General features: G+C 64.1%; 14 protein-coding genes. 7 read left to right on the top strand and 7 right to left on the bottom strand.

What is annotated here, in order from left to right:
* From AYJ54_RS09925 to AYJ54_RS09910, 4 genes are all read right to left on the bottom strand, one after another.
* A partial coding sequence (locus AYJ54_RS09925; RefSeq protein WP_201724161.1) for a S8 family peptidase occupies positions 1-1,936 on the bottom strand: 1,936 nt, incomplete at its 3' end.
* 258 nt (positions 1,937-2,194) lie between these two features.
* The gene (locus AYJ54_RS09920; protein WP_082905579.1) at positions 2,195-3,196 is read right to left on the bottom strand and encodes an AAA family ATPase; all 1,002 of its coding nucleotides are present in this window, start codon (positions 3,194-3,196) and stop codon (positions 2,195-2,197) included.
* Positions 3,197-3,697: 501 nt separating this feature from the next.
* Complete coding sequence (locus AYJ54_RS09915) at positions 3,698-4,720, bottom strand: LLM class flavin-dependent oxidoreductase (protein ID WP_063698747.1); 1,023 nt, start codon at positions 4,718-4,720, stop codon at positions 3,698-3,700.
* A gap of 442 nt (positions 4,721-5,162) precedes the next feature.
* Positions 5,163-7,181, bottom strand: coding sequence for a YgiQ family radical SAM protein (locus tag AYJ54_RS09910; protein ID WP_063698746.1), 2,019 nt, complete (start codon positions 7,179-7,181; stop codon positions 5,163-5,165).
* A 289-nt stretch (positions 7,182-7,470) separates the two neighbouring features.
* Between AYJ54_RS09910 and AYJ54_RS09905 the strand changes: the two genes are divergently transcribed.
* Positions 7,471-8,403, top strand: a complete 933-nt coding sequence (locus AYJ54_RS09905; RefSeq protein ID WP_082905578.1) for a DMT family transporter — start codon at positions 7,471-7,473, stop codon at positions 8,401-8,403.
* Positions 8,404-8,586: 183 nt separating this feature from the next.
* Positions 8,587-8,751 carry a hypothetical protein gene (locus AYJ54_RS51230; protein WP_201724160.1) on the top strand — a complete coding sequence of 55 codons (165 nt, stop codon included), beginning with the start codon at positions 8,587-8,589 and terminating at the stop codon, positions 8,749-8,751.
* A gap of 58 nt (positions 8,752-8,809) precedes the next feature.
* Here AYJ54_RS51230 and AYJ54_RS09900 read toward each other — a convergent pair whose 3' ends face one another.
* Both AYJ54_RS09900 and AYJ54_RS09895 read right to left on the bottom strand, forming a co-directional pair.
* Positions 8,810-9,475, bottom strand: a complete 666-nt coding sequence (locus AYJ54_RS09900; RefSeq protein WP_063698745.1) for a GntR family transcriptional regulator — start codon at positions 9,473-9,475, stop codon at positions 8,810-8,812.
* 25 nt (positions 9,476-9,500) lie between these two features.
* Complete coding sequence (locus AYJ54_RS09895) at positions 9,501-10,913, bottom strand: FAD-binding oxidoreductase (protein WP_063698823.1); 1,413 nt, start codon at positions 10,911-10,913, stop codon at positions 9,501-9,503.
* 175 nt (positions 10,914-11,088) lie between these two features.
* On the opposite strand from AYJ54_RS09895, the gene AYJ54_RS09890 reads away from it, so the two are divergent.
* The 4 genes from AYJ54_RS09890 (at position 11,089) to AYJ54_RS09875 (ending at position 16,719) form a co-directional block, all read left to right on the top strand.
* Entirely contained in the window at positions 11,089-11,973 is an 885-nt protein-coding gene (locus AYJ54_RS09890; protein WP_063698822.1) for a dihydrodipicolinate synthase family protein, read from the top strand.
* A gap of 213 nt (positions 11,974-12,186) precedes the next feature.
* A complete protein-coding gene (locus AYJ54_RS09885; RefSeq protein WP_063698744.1) occupies positions 12,187-14,514 on the top strand; it encodes a TonB-dependent siderophore receptor in 2,328 nt (775 codons plus the stop codon).
* Between the two features lie 2 nt (positions 14,515-14,516).
* Positions 14,517-15,545: an extracellular solute-binding protein gene (locus AYJ54_RS09880; protein WP_063698743.1), complete on the top strand. Its 1,029-nt coding sequence runs from the start codon at positions 14,517-14,519 to the stop codon at positions 15,543-15,545.
* A complete protein-coding gene (locus AYJ54_RS09875) occupies positions 15,538-16,719 on the top strand; it encodes a PepSY-associated TM helix domain-containing protein (RefSeq protein ID WP_063698742.1) in 1,182 nt (393 codons plus the stop codon). Before AYJ54_RS09880 ends, AYJ54_RS09875 begins: the two co-directional genes overlap by 8 nt.
* Positions 16,720-16,779: 60 nt before the next feature.
* On the opposite strand, the gene AYJ54_RS09870 is transcribed toward AYJ54_RS09875, so the two are convergent.
* On the bottom strand, positions 16,780-17,397 hold the full coding sequence (locus AYJ54_RS09870; RefSeq protein ID WP_136623583.1) for a hypothetical protein: 618 nt from the start codon (positions 17,395-17,397) through the stop codon (positions 16,780-16,782).
* A 232-nt stretch (positions 17,398-17,629) separates the two neighbouring features.
* Here AYJ54_RS09870 and AYJ54_RS09865 point away from each other — a divergent pair, with 232 nt between their 5' ends.
* Positions 17,630-18,862: a rhodanese-like domain-containing protein gene (locus tag AYJ54_RS09865; protein WP_063698740.1), complete on the top strand. Its 1,233-nt coding sequence runs from the start codon at positions 17,630-17,632 to the stop codon at positions 18,860-18,862.
* The last annotated feature ends 172 nt before the right edge of the window (positions 18,863-19,034 follow it).

The following is a 19,034-nucleotide window of genomic DNA, read 5'->3' as shown; positions in this document are numbered from 1 at the left end:
CGCCGCGACGGCGCGGCTCCTCGCGCTCAGACGCATTGACCCGGTTCTTGAATTGCGTGAGCGTTTCTCTCGGCCGTTGATGATCGAAACGCAAACCGTACGATTGATACCGCTGAGAGTCTACGTTTGCGGACAGACCGGGATTGGGGTCGATGAAGTACGAAAGCGTGACCTTCAATTCGACCGGTTCGTTCTCGAGCTGCTCCAACATATCGCCCGGTATCGGCAGATTGTAATAGTGGCACTCGTTGAACTTACGATTGTTCTGTACCCGGAACGGTTGGATTTCGGACTGCGCGATCATCGCAAGGTGATTGATTGCCGAAGCGTTAGCGCGGTCGAAGTCAGGCACGCCGTATCCGAAACGCCGGATAAGTTCGTATCGCTCGCGCTTGCCCGGCTTAGCGTCGATAGCGGCCACCATCGGCTCGGTCCATTCCGCGCTGTGCACCATTAGGGCACGGATGGTTTCGGGCCAAAAGTCGGGATTTGCAGCCATCAGCCGGGCCGCCATGCGTGCGCCCTGCGCTGTCGCCGCGCTTGTCGCTTCGAACGGCACAAGCGGCAGAGCCGCATCGTGGCCCGTGGTCAGAAGCGAAAGCGACCCCATCGTCAAAACTTCTGTTTGGCCAGGATTGACCGCGCGATTTCCGGCTTCAAAGACGAGTTCTGGTTTGAACGGCGCAATGCCTTGCGGCCATGTTACGCTGGTACGGCTATGAGGGCTGAGCTCGCCTGCAGCCGCCATCGGACTCCAATCCGTATAGCCATCGTCGCGCACAGCGATGAGGTCCGTGTATCCGCCGACTGTGAGCGCGTTCCAGGCCTGAGCTGGATCTTCAATCGGATAATCGTCTTGAGACCCCAAGAGTGCAAAAGTTATCTCAGCGGGCACGTTCCCCGCAGAAACTACGATTAGTCGCCGAGGTCGTTCGTCTTCGCCTTCGTCCGCGACCATGCATCCCGCTGCGGCTTGGTCGATGGCAGCGCTCCAGGCCGATGCCGTCGCACCTGAAACGCTATCGTTCGTCACGGCGAGGCAATAAGCCCTCTTGCGTTCCGGAGCCTCGATTTCAGGAAGGACCAGGCCCGCCTGCGTCAAAATCCCGTAGCTCTGAGATTCGTTGGGGTTGAAGCCAGCGGGTGGCAGAATTTTGACTGACTCCAAGCGATGTGAAAGCGGACGTTCCTCCGTGTCGGCAAGCGCGGCTGTCAGGTCACCATGCAGAGCAAGGCCCGCCATCGCCGTGCCATGACCATCGGCATCATGATCGTCCACGCCCCAATCTGCGTCTATTGCGTAGCTGTCATTGACGCCAAGCGCGGGTTCAATCAGCGCATGGCCGCGATTGATACCGGTATCGAGAACGCAAACCGCCGGCGCCTCATTGCCCGGCCAAATGACTCGCTCCGCGAGGCCATCCACCCAAGCTTGCTCATCACCTCGCACGTCGTCTGTGAAAAATGTGGGGCTATCGTTGGCGATCCGCAGCTCAGCGATGGCATCAGTCGCGAACATCATGAGCTCAATAGTCGCGCGGTTTGCAAGCACCGGCACAACCACGACCTCATGGAAATAAAGCCTGCGGTCTTTGTCGCCGGCACGAACCTCCAGGCGCGCGCAGACATCCTCAATGGCTGCTTCTTTGTCGCGATAACACCAAAGCGCCCACCACATTTGAGCCTGTGCATCTTCAGGCACAGGCCTTGCGTCCGTCCAGAGCGTGGCAATCCGGGCAGCCCGGATGTTTTCGATAGCCTCGACTTTTGCTTTATTCGGTGGGTTTTGGCGACGCCCAGTCAGCGGACCGGTGAGATAGTCATTTATAATTTGCTCGAGTACGGGCCGTGCGTGATCGGGCACGTGAAGCGCAATCGTTGTTCGACTTGCTTCATCTTCTCTTGCGGCACCCGCACGGATGCCTTCAGTTTTCATGTCTAGCTTGTCAGCCGCCGTGCCTTTGCGCAATTCAACCTCGATGACGCTACTCGACGCTGGTTCGAGCCGCGTGTCGGTCGGTCGCGCCGCGTCAGCGGCCGCCAGTGCTACGATCAGTTAGTTTTGAATCCTGCGACCATGCTCTTCGCGGATGCGAACGGCGCTGGAGTTGAACGCGGAGTCTCCGGAATATTGCTGAGCGTCAGCGAACGCACTGATGTCAATGTGCGGGAGCGTAAAGCGCGATGCCATACATTATGAGCTTTCCGAGTCCAAAAAAGCCGTTCGCATTGCATGCCGTTCTTGCAAACGGTTCACGATTTCTTCCGTGGTCAATTGCTTGCGTTCGTCAAGTATCGCAGTCTTCACCGCATCGTCTGCGGCACGCACGATTTCCGACTGGCTCAATCCTTCCGCAGCAGCAATCACTTTCTTCCAATTCGGGTTTATTACCTTCATCGGCGCGATATTTGCGCTAATAAGCTGCTTAACCTGCATCGATGTCGGAGCGTCGAATTCCAAGACTTGGTCGTACCTACGCAACAATGCACGGTCAAGTAGCGAAGGGTGGTTTGTCGAACAAATAATGACGCTATCGGTCGAATTGCTTTCCTCCATGAATTGGAGGAAGGAATTCAAAACCCGGCGCATTTCCGCGACGTCATTGGTCGCCGTGCGCTGTCCGCCTACCGCGTCAAACTCATCGAACAGATATACTCCGCGACGTTTGGCCGTCTCATCGAAAATTAAGCGTAGCTTGGCCGCCGTCTCACCCATATAGCGGGTAATCATTCCCTCAAGACGAATGACAAAAAGAGGGAGATGCAGTTCTCCTGCTAACGCTTCTGCCGACATTGTCTTACCAGATCCAGGCGGGCCTACGAACAAAAGCCGCCGATTAGGCGTCTTGCCATGCTCACGCAGCCAATCGCGCTTTCGCTGTTGGCGGAGAACATCGTCAAACCACGCCAATAGACGCTCATGCAAAACGACATCCTTGAGCTTGTAGCGCGGCTCACGCAGCTCCAGGAGCCCTTCAAGATTGCCGCGGGGGTGCGCGATGGAGATTGGGACGCTTGCTCCGCGTGACTGCCGCGCGCGCGCCTTATCGATTTCGGCACGCATCTCCTGTGCGGTCTCGCGGCGACCCTGACGCGCCTCCGCCGCCGCTACCTGAAGGGCAATCGAGAAGAATGCATCCTCGTTACCCTCGGCGCGACTGCGCAACATCGCCAGTATTTGCTTAGCGTTGGACACGGTCCCAAATCTCCAAGGAGCTCAATATACACCAGCGCCGCCTGCCGCTTGAATGTCTATTTACCTTCAACCGCGACTTGCGCACGATACAGTTGGTTTTAAGTGAACTTCTGGAACAGTTAGGCCGTTCCGACCGCCATCGCCGCAGGTGCAGATTCGGCCCGAATCAGTCGCATTATCGAGCAGTTTCAAGCTTTCCGACAGGTTTGGGGCCTCGTGCACTGGATAATCGATAGCGCGGCAAGCGCGGCCGGGCCGCAGTCACCAGCAGGACGTGACCGCCGAGCGGCACAATGACGAGGCCGAAGACGACCGGCGCCAGCGCTTGCGAGAGGCGCGACGGTGCGCCCGGGAGCCCAACTTGAGCGGGGTGTCGGGCTCGAAGTCATGCTGCTCAATGCGTCGCCACAGCTCCTGCCGGGCGTCCGCTCAGACCGGCTCGCCGGACTGGATGTCGATCTTGAACTGCTCCCCTTGCGGAGCACAGGCTCGACCACCCCTTCAGCGCCATCCCAACGCCGGCGCGACGTGAGTCAAAATCGCTTCGATCGCATGCGCGCAGTAGGCGACGCCCAGTTGGTTGGGCACGGTCAGCAGCAAAGTATCAGCCTCGGCGATGGCCTCGTCCTGTCGCAGCTGCTCGATTAGCACGTCAGGCTCGGCGGCATAGCTGCGGCCGAAGATCGCCCGGGTTCGCGGATCGATGAAGCCGATCTGGTCCTCGCCTCCCCGTTCGCCGCCGAAATAGGCGCGATCGCGATCGTCGATCAGCGCGAAGATGCTGCGGCTGACTGACACGCGCGGTGTGCGGGTGTGGCCGGCTTCGTTCCAGGCGGCGCGATAGGCGCGGATCTGGGCGGCCTGCTGCACGTGGAAGGCTTCGCCCGTCTCGTCGTTCTTCAGCGTCGAGCTCTGCAGGTTCATGCCGAGCTGGGCCGCCCAGACCGCGGTCGCGTTCGAGCCGGCTCCCCAGCAGATGCGTTCGCGCAGGCCTTCGGAATGCGGCTCCAAGCGCAGCAGCCCCGGTGGATTTGGAAACATCGGCTGCGGATTGGGTTGCGCAAAGCCTTCGCCGCGAAGCAGGTCCAGAAAGACTTCGGCGTGGCGCCGGCCCATGTCGGCGTCGCTCTGACCGTCGGCCGGTCGATAACCGAAATAGCGCCAGCCATCGATCACCTGTTCGGGCGAGCCGCGGCTGATGCCGAGCTGCAACCGCCCGCCGGCGATGAGGTCGGCGGCGCTAGCGTCCTCCACCATGTAGAACGGGTTCTCGTAGCGCATGTCGATCACGGCGGTGCCGATCTCGATGCGGCTGGTCCTGGCGCCGACAGCGGCGAGCAGGGGAAAGGGCGAAGCGAGCTGCCGCGCGAAATGATGGACGCGGAAATAGGCGCCATCCGCGCCGAGCTCCTCCGCCGCAACGGCGAGTTCGATCGACTGCAGCAGCGTATCCGCAGCCGACCGGGTCTGCGACTGCGGCGACGGCGTCCAGTGTCCGAACGAGAGGAATCCGATCTTTTTCATGCGGGCAGTCTCTTCTGACATTTAGGCGAAACGGAAGATCTAGCTCAAACTAGAGCATGATGACTCAAACTAGAGCATGATGAGATGAGGCTTGGCTGGTTGCCATGAAGAAGGTGCGCTCCCTCTCCCGCTTGCGGGGGAGGGCTGGGGTGGGGGTGCATCCACAATGGACACTCCCTGGGTGGAGAGAGCCCCCGCCCGGCGCTTCGCGCCGACCTCCCCCGCAAGCGGGAGAGGTTGAGCGAGCCCGCGGCCCTGCTCTAGCCAACGCGCCCCGATGCTATCGTGGTGCGCCTGTTTTGCCCGACGTGTCAACGGCTTCGCTGCATGCATAGTGCGTCAAGCCGGCGATCGCCGTCTACTTTGCATGGGGTTGTTTTCGATATTTTTGTTGGAGGGTCGCAAAAGCGGCGGCCGAACCCGATCTCATCGCTTTCGCCCACTACTTCATCACCCGCACGCCCTTGGTCGTGAAACGCTGCGTCCGCCCGCCGGGGCGCAACGGTCGCCGCGTGCCTGCGGCCTTGCCGGTGCCGGGCGGCTGGTGCGCCGGCACGAGCTGATCCGGGCGGGAGCCGATCAGATCGGCGCGGCCCATCTCTTTCAGAGCCTCGCGCAGCACCGGCCAGTTGTCGGGGTCGTGATAGCGCAGGAAGGCTTTGTGCAATCGGCGCTGCCGAAGACCCTTGATCGCCTCGACCTTGTCGCTTCCGCCGTGGCGCACGCCGCGGAGCGGATTGACGCCGGTGTGGTACATCGCCGTGGCGGTCGCCATCGGCGAGGGCAGGAAGGTCTGCACCTGGTCGGCGCGGTAGCGGTTCTTCTTGAGCCAGAGCGCGAGGTTCATCATGTCCTCGTCGGTCGTGCCCGGATGCGCCGCGATGAAATACGGGATCAGGTAATATTTCTTGCCGGCCTGTTCCGCGGCGGCATCGAACATCCGCTTGAAGCGGTTGTAGGCGCCGATGCCCGGCTTCATCATCTTGTCGAGCGGGCCGCGCTCGGTGTGCTCCGGCGCGATCTTCAGGTACCCGCCGACGTGATGGGTGACGAGCTCCTTGATGTATTCGGGGCTCTCCACCGCGAGGTCGTAGCGCACGCCCGAGGCGACCATCACCTTCTTGATGCCCTTGACCTCGCGCACCTTGCGATAGAGCCGGATCAAATCGTCATGCGAGGTGTTCAGGTTGGGGCAGATCTCGGGGAAGACGCAGGACGGCCGCCGGCACGCCGCCTCGACCTTCGGATCCTTGCACGCCATCCGGTACATGTTGGCGGTGGGACCGCCGATGTCGGAGATCACGCCGGTGAAGCCAGGCGTGCGGTCGCGGATCTTTTCAATCTCGCGCAGGACCGAGCCTTCCGAACGGTTCTGGATGATGCGGCCCTCATGCTCGGTGATCGAGCAGAAGGTGCAGCCGCCGAAGCAGCCGCGCATGATCGTCACCGAGAACTTGATCATCTCCCACGCCGGAATCCTCGCATCGCCATAGGACGGATGCGGCGCGCGGGCGTAGGGCAGGTCGTAGACCGCGTCCATCTCCTCGGTGGTGAGCGGGATCGGCGGCGGGTTCAGCCACAGATCGCGATCGCCGTGACGCTGCACCAGCGGCCGCGCATTGCCGGGATTGCTCTCCCGATGCAGCACGCGCGAGGCGCGCGCATAGGCTTCGCGGTCCTGTTCGACCTGCTCGCAGGCCGGCAGCCGGATCACGGTGGCACCCGGCTTCCGCGATGCGCCCTCGTCGGCGGAGTCGAGATCGTCGGCATGCAGCTCCGCGTAATTGTCAGGCACGCGGCGGAACAGCGCGACGCCCCTGATGGAGTTCAGATCGCGCGGCGCCTCGCCTGCGGCGAGCCGGTGCGCCACCTCGACGACGGCGCGCTCGGCATTGCCGTAGATCAGGAGGTCGGCCTTGGCATCGGCCAGCACCGAGCGGCGCACCTTGTCGGACCAGTAGTCGTAATGCGCGATCCGGCGCAGCGACGCCTCGATGCCGCCGAGCACGATCGGCACATCTTTGAATGCCTCGCGGCAGCGCTGCGCATAGACGACGGTGCAGCGGTCGGGCCGCCTTCCGCCCTCGCCGCCCGGCGTATAGGCGTCGTCGTGGCGCAGGCGGCGGTCCGCCGTATAGCGGTTCACCATGGAGTCCATGTTGCCGCCGGTGACGCCGAAGAACACGCGCGGCTTGCCGAGCGCCTTGAACGGCTCGGCCGAATGCCAGTCGGGCTGTGCGATGATGCCGACCCGAAAGCCTTGCGCCTCCAGCAGCCGGCCGATGATCGCCATGCCGAAGCTCGGGTGATCGACATAGGCATCGCCCGTCACGAGCACGATGTCGCAGGCGTCCCAGCCGAGCGCCGTCATCTCGGCGCGGCTCATCGGCAGGAACGGCGCCGGCCTCGCGGGCCGCGCCATGGCCATCAGGGGCCTTTCGGCGGTGATTTGGGTGTCCATGGCGGCTACGCATAAGACCGCGGCCCGGCGAATTCAACCGACGGGCGCGTGATCCGCGGTTCCCCGAGGCGCATCGCGGCCCGCGATCGCCTCGGCCGTCGAACGGACGCCTCAACAGCGCCCAAGTGCCCGCCGGACCTCGGCGACCGTGGCCGGCTCGCCGCCGTGCTGGCGCACCATTCGCACGTAAGAGCTTTGGCGGACCATCACGAGCGCTGCAATCGCCACATATCGCCATGAACCGTCGCCTTGTTCTCGCCGCGGCGTGCACGGGGTATTCGGTTGCACCATGGGTAAGGAAATATCGGAGGGCGCCGACCGCTCGGCCGCAGGCGTAGTGCCGTTGCTCGGCGCGGTCGCGCTCATCGGCTTCATCCTGGTGGCAACCGCGCAGGCATCCAACCAGGTCCTGGCGCGCGGGGTCGCGGGCTCCGTCCCGCCCTTCGCCCTGGCGTTCTTCCGCTGGAGCATCGTTGCCATCGGGCTCGCGCCCATTGCACTCGCTGAAATCCGCGACGGCCGCGTGCCGCTTTCGAAGAACATCTGGCCGATCGTGGCGGCCGGCTTCATGGGCATGTTCCTCTGCGGAGGGCCGGTCTATGTCGCGGGCGCGTCCACCACCGCGATCCACATCGCGCTGATCATGGCGCTGTCGCCGATCACCGTCCTCCTGGTCTCCGCCGGGCTAGGCATTGAGCGTATCGGTCCGCTGCAATGGCTCGGCACGGTGCTGGCGCTTGCAGGCGCGCTGCTCATCATTTCAGGCGGCCATCTGGAGGCGCTGACGCAGCAGGAGACTGCGTCGGGCGACGGGCTCGTCGTGATCGCGATGCTCGGCTGGTCGGGCTACACCTTGCTGCAAACGCGCGCCGCGCCGCGCGCATCGCTGCTTGCGCGCATCAGCCTGTTCTCAGGCGCCGGCGCCTTGTTCTCGCTGCCGCTCGCGATCACGGAGATGTGGTCCATGCCGGCGCAGGTCTTCAGCATGAAGGCGCTCGCCGCCTATCTCTTCGCAGGGATCGTTCCCGGCTTGCTCGCCTATGCCGGCTTTGCCTGGCTCGGCGGCCGGTTCGGCTCGGTGCGGACATCGCTCGTCCTCTATCTTGGCCCGGTCGCGAGCGCCCTGTTGTCGTTCGCAATTCTTGGCGAGCCGCCGACGCCGATCCACTTTGTCGGCGGCTTGCTGATCCTCGGCGGCGTCTGGGCAAGCCTGCGCAGGTAGTTCCATCCCCGGGATGGCAGGTGCAGGCGTGGATCGGATTTCGGCCACAGGAACCAACAGCTTCCGCGAACATTCTGGTTGAGGGCTCGACGCGAGCCCGCCTCGCGTGTGCCTCCACAAACTCGGCGCTCGTGCCTGTAATCGGATTTTGCCTGGATTTTCATCTCGGGCGATGGGGGACCTGTGAATACGGTCATAGAGAACTTGCTGGCGCGGAAACAGAAGCTCGTAGAACAGCTCGAGACGGCACAGACCGTCGAGGACCGCGACAGGATCGAGCATCAGCTCGAGCAGATCAACACTGCACTGGATTTTCTGGACAGGCCCGAGCCGGGCGGCGGACGGTAACAGCGCCGCGAGAATGGCGGGCGGTCAGGGTGCAGCACACGAGCGTGATCGCGAGATTTCAATCCACCTTCAATGCGCGCGCATAGGCGACGCCCGAATTGGTGACATGCGCGGTCATCAGCCTCTCGAATTCCGCGAGCTCGCCGCGCGCGAACAAATCGAGCAGCTTGCGATGCTCGTCGAACGACGTGCGGGTCCTGACGTCGATCGGCGAGGTCAGGTTGGTGCGCAGCGCGGCGACGCGGCTTGAGACGAGCTGGTAGGATTCGACGAGATAGCGATTGCCGCAATGCGCGAACAGCGCCTCGTGAAAGGCGGCATCGGCCCGGCCATAGGCGATGTTGTCCCTGGCCGCGACCGCCGGCTCCATCGCCGTGATTGCGGCGCTCATCGTCGCAGCGGCGCCGTCGCGATCGTGACGAAATGCGAGCTCGGCGGCCTTGGGCTCGAGCGCGATCCTGAAGGCGCAGAGCGCGGTGATGTCCTCGGCGCTTGGCGTGAACACGAAGCTGCCGACCTGCGGTCTGATCACCACGAGCCCCTGCGCCTGCAGCTGGCCCATCGCCTCGCGCACCGGCGTACGGCTGACGCCGAAGGAGTTTGCCACCATCTCCTCGGAGATCGCTGCGCCCAGCGCGAACTCGCCGTCGATGATGGCCTGGCGCAGCCGTAGCACGACCCGCTGCGACAGCGACTTCGGCGTATCGAGCTTCAAGGATCTCATCGGCGCTCCCGTCGCGTTGCGACGTTCAGATCACCTTGCCGGGATTGAGCAGATGATCGGGATCAAGTGCGGCCTTCAACGTGCGCATCAGCGCGATCTCCGCTTCGCTCCTGGCATGCCCCAGCCACTTCTTCTTCAGGGTGCCGATGCCGTGCTCGGCGGAGACGCTGCCGCCCATCTCGCGCACGAGACCATAGATGATGACGTCCATCTCTTCCTTGGGCTGGCGCTCGACGGTCAGGCCCGTCACCCAGGAGACGAGGTGCAGATTGCCGTCGCCGATATGGCCATAATAGACGCTCTCGCACTCCTTGATGCCCTTCGCGAGCGCCGCCTTGCAGCGCGTGACGAACTCGTCCATCCGCGCCACCGCAAGGCCGATGTCGTAGGAGATGTGCGGCCCCAGCACCTGGCCGAATTCAGCACAGATGTCGCGCACCCGCCAGAACGCCTGCGTCTGCGCCAGCGATTGCGCCACCGCGGCGTCCACCAGCAGCCCGCATTCCATCAGCTCTTCAAGCCAGCTCTGGAATCGCGGTGCATCGATGCTCTCGTCGGTGCCCTGCGCCTCCACCAGCACGTAGAGACCGTGGCCCGCCGCGACCGGCGGCTTCACCCCGGCGCGCGACGTGATCACCTCCCAATAGTCCGGCCACATCACCTCGAACGCCGACAGCAGCGGGCCGAGCCCGCTGCGCGCGGCGCCGAGCAGCTCGATCACCGCGGCATAGTCTTTCAGTGCGCAGAGCGCAGCCATGGTCGAGCGCGGCTTCGGAAACAGCCGCAGCACCACGCGGGTGATGATTCCGAGTGTGCCTTCGGAGCCGATGAAGAGATGCTTCAGGTCGTAGCCGGCATTGTTCTTCATCAGCTTGTTGAGACTGGTGATGATCGTGCCGTCAGGCAGCACCACCTCCAGGCCGAGCACGAGCTCGCGCGTCATGCCGTAGCGGATCACGCGGTTGCCGCCGGCATTGGTGGAGAGGTTGCCGCCGATGGCGCAGGAGCCGCGCGAGCCGAGATCGAGCGGAAAGAAGAAGCCCGCTTCGTCGGCGGCCTTCTGGATCGTCTCGAGCGGTGTGCCCGCTTTCACCGTCATCGTCGCGGAGGCGCGATCGATCTCCTCGATGCCGACCATGCGCTCGAGCGAGATCGCGACCCAGCCCGGCTCGGGCGAGGCACCGCGGCAGAGGCCGGTCAATCCGCCCTGCGGCACGAATGGCAGCCGCGCCTGCCGGCAGGCCGCGATCGCGTTGGCAACGCCTTGCGCATCAAGCGGACGAATCACCGCGAGCGGTGTTTGCGACAGGCTCGCGCTCCAGTCGTTGCAATTGCGCGCGGGGACCTCCGCACCGGTCAGCACGGCCGCCGCGCCAAGCTTCTCGCGCAGGGCGCCGAGCATTTGGTCGGGATGGTCGGATGGGGTCACCATGTCGATGCAGTACCTTTTGAGGTCGGCCGGGGCCCGCTGAGCGCGAGCGAGGCGAGGGAATTGCGTCCGTCTTGTATGTAAGGTACAAGATGAAAAGTAAAGCAAAAACAAGGCATCGATAGGCTCCGAAGATCGTTAGGGATCAGAGGCTTAGTCCGAAGCCGCAGCAATGGGTGGTGTCATGACGGACGCAATTCGCGGGTTCTGGGTGGCGTCGGCGACGCCGCTGACATCGGATGGGAGCGTGGACTCCGCCAGGCTCGCGGCCCACGCCAAGCAGCTCTTCGGCAAAGGCGTCGACGGCGTCGTGCTGTTCGGCACCACCGGCGAGGGCACCTCGTTCAACGTCGCCGAACGCGTCGCGACCATCGAAGCCGTGCTCAAGGCCGGCGTCGCAGCGGAGCGCATCGGGATCGGCGGCGGTTTCCCCGCCATCACTGACAGCATCGCGCTGACGCGCGCCGTGCTCGGACTCGGCCTGCGCCACGTGCTGCTGCTGCCGCCTTACTTCGACCGCAACGTCACGCCCGAGGGCATCGAGGATGCCTTTGCCGCGATCATCGATGGCGTTGCTGACGATCGCCTGCGCGCCTCGCTTTATCACATCCCGCAGGTCTCAGGTGTTGCGATCCCGACCGCCGTCGCCGCGAACCTGCGCAAGCGTTACGGCAAGCTGGTCGCGGGCTTGAAAGACTCCAGCGGCGACTTCAAGCAATTCCAGGCATTCCGCGCCGCTAGCCCCGAACTCGCCATCACTGTCGGCAACGAAGCCGATATCACCCGTGCGATCGCCGCCGGCGGCGCCGGCACCATCTGCGGCATGGCCAATATCGTGCCGGAGCTGGTCAAGGGCATGATCGACGGCGCGAACGTCGAGACGCGCATGCAGGCGGCAATCGATATCGTGGTGAAGACGCCATCCTTGGTCGCGACGCTGAAGGCGATCCTCGCGGCACAGACGGGCGACGCAGGCTGGCTGCGCGTGCGTCCGCCGCTTCGCGCCCTGTCCGACGGAACCGCGTTCAAGCGGAAGCTCGACGAGCTGATGACTCCCGCCATTGCGTGAGATCGCGTAGCGCCGCGACACGTTGCCGCGAATTCGCGTGCAGCGTGTCGCGATCGGTCGTGACGGCAATTCGTGATTGCGGCTCAGTGCCGATCGACTCTTAGAACGATTCAACACTAGAGCGATTCAACTCCGCCTACGGTTCTCTTCACTCACCGCGGCTGTTAGACGCGCCAGCGTCAATGCTGTGTCTGACGTGGAAGTGAATCGAAAGTGCGTGCTTATCTGGATGGCCAACGCGACAGCGGCCGTCGAACTCGTGCCGGCAAGAGCCGCGCGCGTCTTCTCATCGGAGCAGCCGTGCTGCTCGCCGAATGTCCCACCAACACGACGACTGCGCAGGCGCAATCGGCACTGCCGCCGGTGACGGTGGATGCGCCGGTGCAGCGGCCGAAGCCGGCGCGCGCATCGGAACAGCCTTCACGCCGCACGCAAACCGCCGCGCCCCAGCGCATCCGCAATCCCGCACCCGCGGCACCGACGCTCTCGGAGCGCGCGGCCGCACAAGCCGCCGCGCAACAAGCCGCAAAGCTCGGCTATCGCGCGATGCCGAGCGCGACCACGCTGCGCTCGGGCGCCTCGCCGCTCGACACGTCGCAGTCCGTCAACGTCGTGCCCGAGCAGGTCTTGAAGGACCAGCTGCCGCGCAACATCGACGATGCGCTGGTCAACATCAGTGGGATCACTCAGACCAACACGCTCGCCGGCACCCAGGACGCGGTGATCCGCCGTGGCTTCGGCGACAACCGTGACGGCTCGATCATGCGCAACGGCATGCCGCTGGTGCAGGGCCGCAGCCTGAACGCCGCGGTCGAGAGCATCGAGGTGCTGAAAGGACCGGCTTCGCTGCTCTACGGCATCATAGATCCCGGCGGCATCGTCAACACCATCAGCAAGCGTCCGGAGCTCTACCAGCACGGCTCGGTCACGCTGCTCGGCTCGACCTTCGCGAACAACCGCAGCGGCGCCGACGGCACGCTCGACATCACCGGTCCGATCGGCGATGGCGGTCTGGCCTATCGTTTCATCGGCTACGGTGTCAGCGAGGACTATTGGCGCAATTTCGGACGCCACAGGGAAATGCTGGTGAACCCGTCGCTTGCCTGGTACGGCGACACCACGACGGTCCAGCTCGCCTATGAGCACCGCGAATTCATCTATCCGTTCGACCGTGGCACTGCCTTCGTCAACGGCGCACCGCTGGCGATCCCGGCGACGCGTCGGCTCGACGAGCCCTTCAACAACATGTGGGGCACCTCCGACCTGGTTCAGGCCTCGGTCGAGCAGAAGCTCGACGACAATTGGAAGGTCACCGCGGCCTACAGCTACAACACCGAGACCTATAGCGCCAATCAGCTTCGCATCACCGGCGTCAACGCCACGACCGGCGTCGAGACCCGCAGCAACGACGGCACCCATAACTCGCTGAGTAACGCCAGTTACGGCACCTCCTATCTGCAGGGTGATGTCTGGGTGGGCGGCTTCCGCAACGAGATCCTGTTCGGTGGCGAGGCGTTGTATCGCACGATCGATCGCCGCGACCTGATTCGCCAGGCGACCCCGAGCTTCAATTTCTACAACCCGGTCTACGGATTGGTCTCACAGCCGGGTACGACCGTTTCGGCAACCGACAGCGAGCAGACCGACAAACTCGGCACCCGCGGCTTCTTCGCCCAGGACACGTTCCATCTGACCAACTGGTTGTCCGTGGTCGGGGGCGTGCGCTGGATGGAATACGAGCAGCTCGCGGGAAAAGGTCGGCCTGTCTTCGTCACGAACACCAACCTGTCGGGCGATAAGGTGCTGCCGCTCGGCGGCGTCATCTTCAAGCTGAACGATCAGCTCTCGTATTACGTGAGCTATACGCAGTCGCTGAAGCCGACCTCGACCATCGCGGCGTTCACCAGCGGCTTTGTCGTCGACTCCACCATTGCGCCCGAAGAAGGAACGCAGTGGGAGACCGGTCTGAAGTTCGATGTGAACAAGCGGCTGTCGGGCACCTTGGCATTTTACGACATCGATAAGAAGAACGTGCTGGTGCTGGATGATCTCGGCAACGGGAGGTCGACGGGGCGCACTTCCGGTGCGGCCCGGTCGCGCGGCGTCGAATTGGACGTGACCGGCAAGCTGACCGATCAATGGAGCATGATCGGAAGTTATGGCTATACCGACGCGCGCCTGATCAACGATCCCGTTGTTGGCAACGCCAAGCTACTGAACGCCGCGATGAACACGGCTTCGCTCTATCTCGTCTACGACTTCGGCGACGCGCTGCCCGGACGTCTGCGGCTCGGCGGCGGTGCGCACTACGTCGGCGACCGGCCGGGCGACTCCGCCAACACGTTCTTTCTGCCGGCGTATACCGTCGCAGACGTCTTTGCGACCTATGACACGAAAGTCGACAACCTCCCGGTGACCTATCAGTTCAACGTCAAGAACCTGTTCGACAAGGTCTACTACACGTCCACGACCGGAAGCGCTTTAGCCGTCGCGATGGGCGATGCCCGACGTTTCTCGCTGTCGGCGACGGTGAGGTTCTAGCGATGGCGGCGCGGCACAAAGTCATCGCGGCCCTGATCGCGCTGGCGTCTGCCTGCACTGCTGCCGCAGGTGTGAGCCGTGCCGAGGAGATCACGCTCTATTCGACCAGGGAGGCCGCCCTGGTCGCGCCTGCGGTTGCAGCGTTCACGGAAGCCAGCGGCATCAAGGTGAACGTCGTCTTCGTCGAGGACAGTCTCGTCAAGCGCCTCGTGTCGGAAGGGGAGGCCTCACCCGCCGACGTCCTGATGGCGATCGGTCTGGACAAGACCACCCAGCTCTCCACCCGCGGTCTGACTCGGGCCTTTGTATCGCCGCGCCTCGAACAGGCCCTGCCGGCAAATCTCCGCGACGGTGGCGCACAGTGGATCGCGCTCGCCCTCCGTCCCCGCATCGCGCTCGCGCGCAAGGACAGCCCGCTCGCGGCAATCGTCTATGAAGACCTCGCAAGTCCGCAATGGCGGGGCAAATTATGCATGCGCTCGCCGCTGCATCAGAACAATGTGGCACTGGTCGCGGCCTATCTCGCCCATCATGGCGAAGCCGCGACGGAGGCCTGGCTCGCTGGTCTGAAGGCCAATCTCGCCCACAAGCCGGCCGGCAAGGACAACGACGTGATCCGCGAGCTCGCGCAAGGCGCGTGTGAAATCGGCATCGGCAACACCGTGGCGCTGGCGCAATTGCGCGACGGACGGGACGGCGCCGATAGGCGCGCCTGGGCGATGGCGGTCAAGGCGGTTCCGACCACATTCAAGGGCGGCGGCACGCATGTGAACCTCACCGGCGCGGCGATCGCGAAACACGCGCCGCATCCGGCGTTGGCGCAACAGCTCGTCGAGTTCCTCGTCACGCCCTCGGCGCAACGGATCTTTGCTGCCGCCGAGCTTGAATATCCCGTGCTTGCGACGGCGCAGCGGGCGCCAATCGTTGCCGAGATCGGGGCGTTCTCCGCCGATGCGTTGCCGATCGAAGAGGTCGCCAAGCATCAACAAGCCGCCATTGCGCTCATCAAGAAGGCGGGCTTCGATGAGTAGGCTGGGGCGCGCGATCAAGGCTGGCCTGCTTCAGGTCCATTCCATCGCGGGCCTCGTGCTCGCGCTGCTCCTTGCCCTGATCGCCCTGACCGGCGCAATCATCAGCTTCGAGGACGAGATCGTCGACCATCTGAACGCCGGGATCATGGAGGTCGCGCCGCGAACGGCCCCGGCGCTGATGCCGGATGAATTGGTCGCACGGCTGAAGGCGACGCAGGACGTCGGCAAGGTCGCCGCCGTCACGCTTTCGAGCGACCCGTCCGCGGCGGTGCATGTCCGCTTCGCCCGCGACGACCAGGGCGGCCGGCCGGCCTCGCTCTATGTCGACCCCTATGACGCGCGCGTGCTGGGCACGCCGCGCGGCGAGGAGTTTTTTGCAATCGTCCGCAGGCTGCATCGCTGGTTACTCATCCCGGGCGATGCCAAGGGCTGGGGACGCCAGATCACCGGCGTCGCTGCGTTCGGCCTGGTTGTCATGCTGGTCTCGGGTCTCGTGCTCCGCTGGCCTCACCGCGCGAGCAGCGTGAAGATGTGGCTGAAGCCAAATCTGGGGCTCAGCGGCCGCGGCCTGCACCGGTCGCTGCATGCCGTCATCGGCACCTGGGTCCTGCCGATCTATCTGGTGATGACGCTGACGGGGCTCTGGTACTCGTTCGACTGGTACAAGGACGGTGTCGTCTGGCTGTTGTCGCGCCCGCAGGTCGCCGTGGCGCGCATGCAGCCGAAGGTGCCGCGCGCGGCTGCGGCCCGCGAGCCGGCTGAAGCAGCGGGATTCGATCGTGCCTGGTCGACCTTCCTTCACGACGAGGGGAGCCGTTTCTCCAGAGCCCTGCTGACGCTGCCCGCCGGGCCTGCCACGGTGATACGCATCCGATCATGGGGAAAGGACTCTACACGCGACACCGTGCGTGACGAATTCCGCATCGACGCGGTCACTGGTCAGGTGGTCTCCGCCGAGCTCTATGCCGACAAGACGCTCGGCGAGAAGATCATCGCGAACGTGTTCGACATTCACCGCGGTGCGATCCTGGGCTGGCCGGGCAAGCTTGTCTTCATGCTCGCCGCCGCGCTGATGCCGCTGTTCGCGGTCACGGGCATCCTGCTCTATCTGTCGCGCCGCAAGCTGCGGCGCCCGGCGCAGCCGCCGCTGGGGCGGCTCGTTCCTGGCGAGTGAGCTTGCTCATTCGCTCCAAATCCGAGCGTGGACGCCTCCACGTCAGCTGCCGCGAACGCCTCACTTCGGCTGCATGCGCCGTTCGTCGATGACGATGTCGTTGTTGACGGCGTAGATGAAGCAGCCACCATCCCTGCCGTTGCGCGCGGGGTCGCTGTTGCACTTTGCGAGTGCGGAGGCCTGGGCATCCTTCAGGCTCGGGTCGCCCGCCGAGATGAATAGCTTGCCCCATGGATGGATCGCCATCGCCTTCGGCTCCATGGCCATGTCGTAATTCTGCACGTCGGGGCGCTGCCTTGTGATGCGCCGGATAATCGGTATCTGGGACAAGTCATACTTGCCGGCATAGTGCAGCCGCGGCATATCCCTTGCGGTCAGCTCGCCCTCCACGACGATCTCTTCATTCACTGCCAGCAGGGCGCACGGTTTGCCGTAGCGTAACTGGCATGCTTCCAGCGAGCGCTCGCCCGTGACCGACGCGTCCTCGTGCTCGCAGGAGCGAAAATAATTCGCGTGGATGAGCTCCACCGCCTGCCCCTTGTTGGGCTTGCAGGCGACGTAGTCCTTGACCAGCGTGTCGCGGACAAAGCCGAATACGGTCGGCGTCGTCGCCGCTATGATCGACGCCATCGCCCGCTCGAATTGAGATTTGCGCTCCGCATTGGTCAGCGCGGCCATGGCCACGCCCGGAAGCGCCAAAAACACTACCAGGAATTTCACGATTTTCATGTTGTACCCCAAGCCCGATTCGGAACTCTAACGCCCTTTGCCGCAGACAACATGATTTTTCTATAGAGATTCGGGGGTCGCGCGTCGCGGAGAGCGCAGGGCATGCCTTGATCGGGCTGGTCAACCGGACGGCAATCGTCCAAAAGCGCTCGTGTCCATACCTCCCAAGGCTATCTGTCCCATGGCGCTTCCCACCGTCACCCCCGCCGACATCCGCCGCGCGCTGCTCTTGCGCGAGGAGATCGCGCTGCTCGATCTCAGGCACGAGTCGGCCTTTGCCACCGGTCATCCGCTGTTCGCCGCCAATATGGCCTTCGACCGGACAGCGATCGAAGCCGAAATGCGGCTGCCGCGCAAAGACGTGCCGATCGTGCTCTATGATGATGGCGAAGGCCTCGTCGTGGCGGGCGCCGAGCAACTTGAGGCCCACGGCTACACCAACGTGCGTGCGCTCGATGGCGGGCTGAAGGCCTGGCGTGCAGCGGGCTACGAGGTGTTTGAGGACGTCAATTCCTATTCCAAGGCCTTCGGCGAACTGGTCGAGGCGCGCCGCCACACGCCCTCGCTCAGCGCCGACGAGGTCGCAAAGCTGATCGCCGACAAGGCCAACATCGCCATCCTCGACGTCCGCCGCTTCGACGAATATGCGACCATGAACATCCCGGGCTCGGTCAGCGTGCCCGGAGCAGAACTGGTGCTGCGGGCCGGCAGTGCGGCGCCCGACCCCGACACCACCATCATCGTCAATTGCGCCGGCCGCACGCGCTCGATCATCGGCACCCAGTCGCTGATCAATGCGGGCGTGCCCAACAGGGTGCGAGCGCTGCGCAACGGCACGATCGGCTGGACACTGGCGCGGCATGCGCTCGCTCATGGCGCAGACCGGCGCGGCCCCATCGGGCCGTTCGAGGGTGGCCCGGCGAATGCCCGCGACGTCGCCTATCGCGCCGGCGTTCGCCACATCGGCGTGAACGAGGCATCGGCGCTCGCGGCGCAGGCCGATCGCACGCTCTATCGCTTCGACGTGCGCGACGCGGAGGAGTATGCCGCCGGCCACCTCGCTGGGTTCCGTCATTATCCCGGCGGTCAGCTCGTTCAGGAGACCGACATGGCTGCGCCCGTGCGCGGCGCGCGCATCCTGTTGACGGACGACAGGGGCGTCCGAGCCGACATGACGTCGTCATGGCTCGCGCAGATGGGCTGGGAGGTCTATGTGCTCGAGGGCGGCTATGACGGCCCGCTCGAGATCAGCCCGCCGCGCGTCCTGCCGAAGCCCGACCCGTCGCATCGCTACCGCCGCCCCTATGAGGGCACCGATGTCGCCGAGCGTGCGATGCAAGCCTATCTCGACTGGGAATACGGCCTTGTGGAACAGCTTCGCCGTGACGGCACACACGGATTTTACGTGATCTGAAGCGCTGGCTGGGTGTCCCGGCTGCATCTCCGGCCCTTCGTCCTTCGAGGCTCGCCCTGATGTGCAAGGGCACCCCAGGGTTCGTACCTCCAGCGACAACGGCTTCGCCGTTGCGCGGGGATGACGGGACGACTGGCACAGCAACATCTACCGCTGCGCCATCTTGTGCCCA

Source organism: Bradyrhizobium centrolobii (genome assembly GCF_001641635.1).
Lineage (GTDB): Bacteria > Pseudomonadota > Alphaproteobacteria > Rhizobiales > Xanthobacteraceae > Bradyrhizobium > Bradyrhizobium centrolobii.
The sequence above is the reverse complement of the archived record's forward strand: the minus strand, read 5'-3'. Positions and strand labels throughout refer to the sequence as shown.

Coding starts and splice junctions, on each gene's coding strand:
- AYJ54_RS09915 (WP_063698747.1), bottom strand. CDS start 4,720: ATGAAAAAGATCGGATTCCTCTCGTTCGGACACTGGACGCCGTCGCCG.
- AYJ54_RS09910 (WP_063698746.1), bottom strand. CDS start 7,181: ATGGACACCCAAATCACCGCCGAAAGGCCCCTGATGGCCATGGCGCGG.
- AYJ54_RS09905 (WP_082905578.1), top strand. CDS start 7,471: ATGGGTAAGGAAATATCGGAGGGCGCCGACCGCTCGGCCGCAGGCGTA.
- AYJ54_RS09900 (WP_063698745.1), bottom strand. CDS start 9,475: ATGAGATCCTTGAAGCTCGATACGCCGAAGTCGCTGTCGCAGCGGGTC.
- AYJ54_RS09890 (WP_063698822.1), top strand. CDS start 11,089: ATGACGGACGCAATTCGCGGGTTCTGGGTGGCGTCGGCGACGCCGCTG.
- AYJ54_RS09880 (WP_063698743.1), top strand. CDS start 14,517: ATGGCGGCGCGGCACAAAGTCATCGCGGCCCTGATCGCGCTGGCGTCT.
- AYJ54_RS09875 (WP_063698742.1), top strand. CDS start 15,538: ATGAGTAGGCTGGGGCGCGCGATCAAGGCTGGCCTGCTTCAGGTCCAT.
- AYJ54_RS09870 (WP_136623583.1), bottom strand. CDS start 17,397: ATGGCCGCGCTGACCAATGCGGAGCGCAAATCTCAATTCGAGCGGGCG.
- AYJ54_RS09865 (WP_063698740.1), top strand. CDS start 17,630: ATGGCGCTTCCCACCGTCACCCCCGCCGACATCCGCCGCGCGCTGCTC.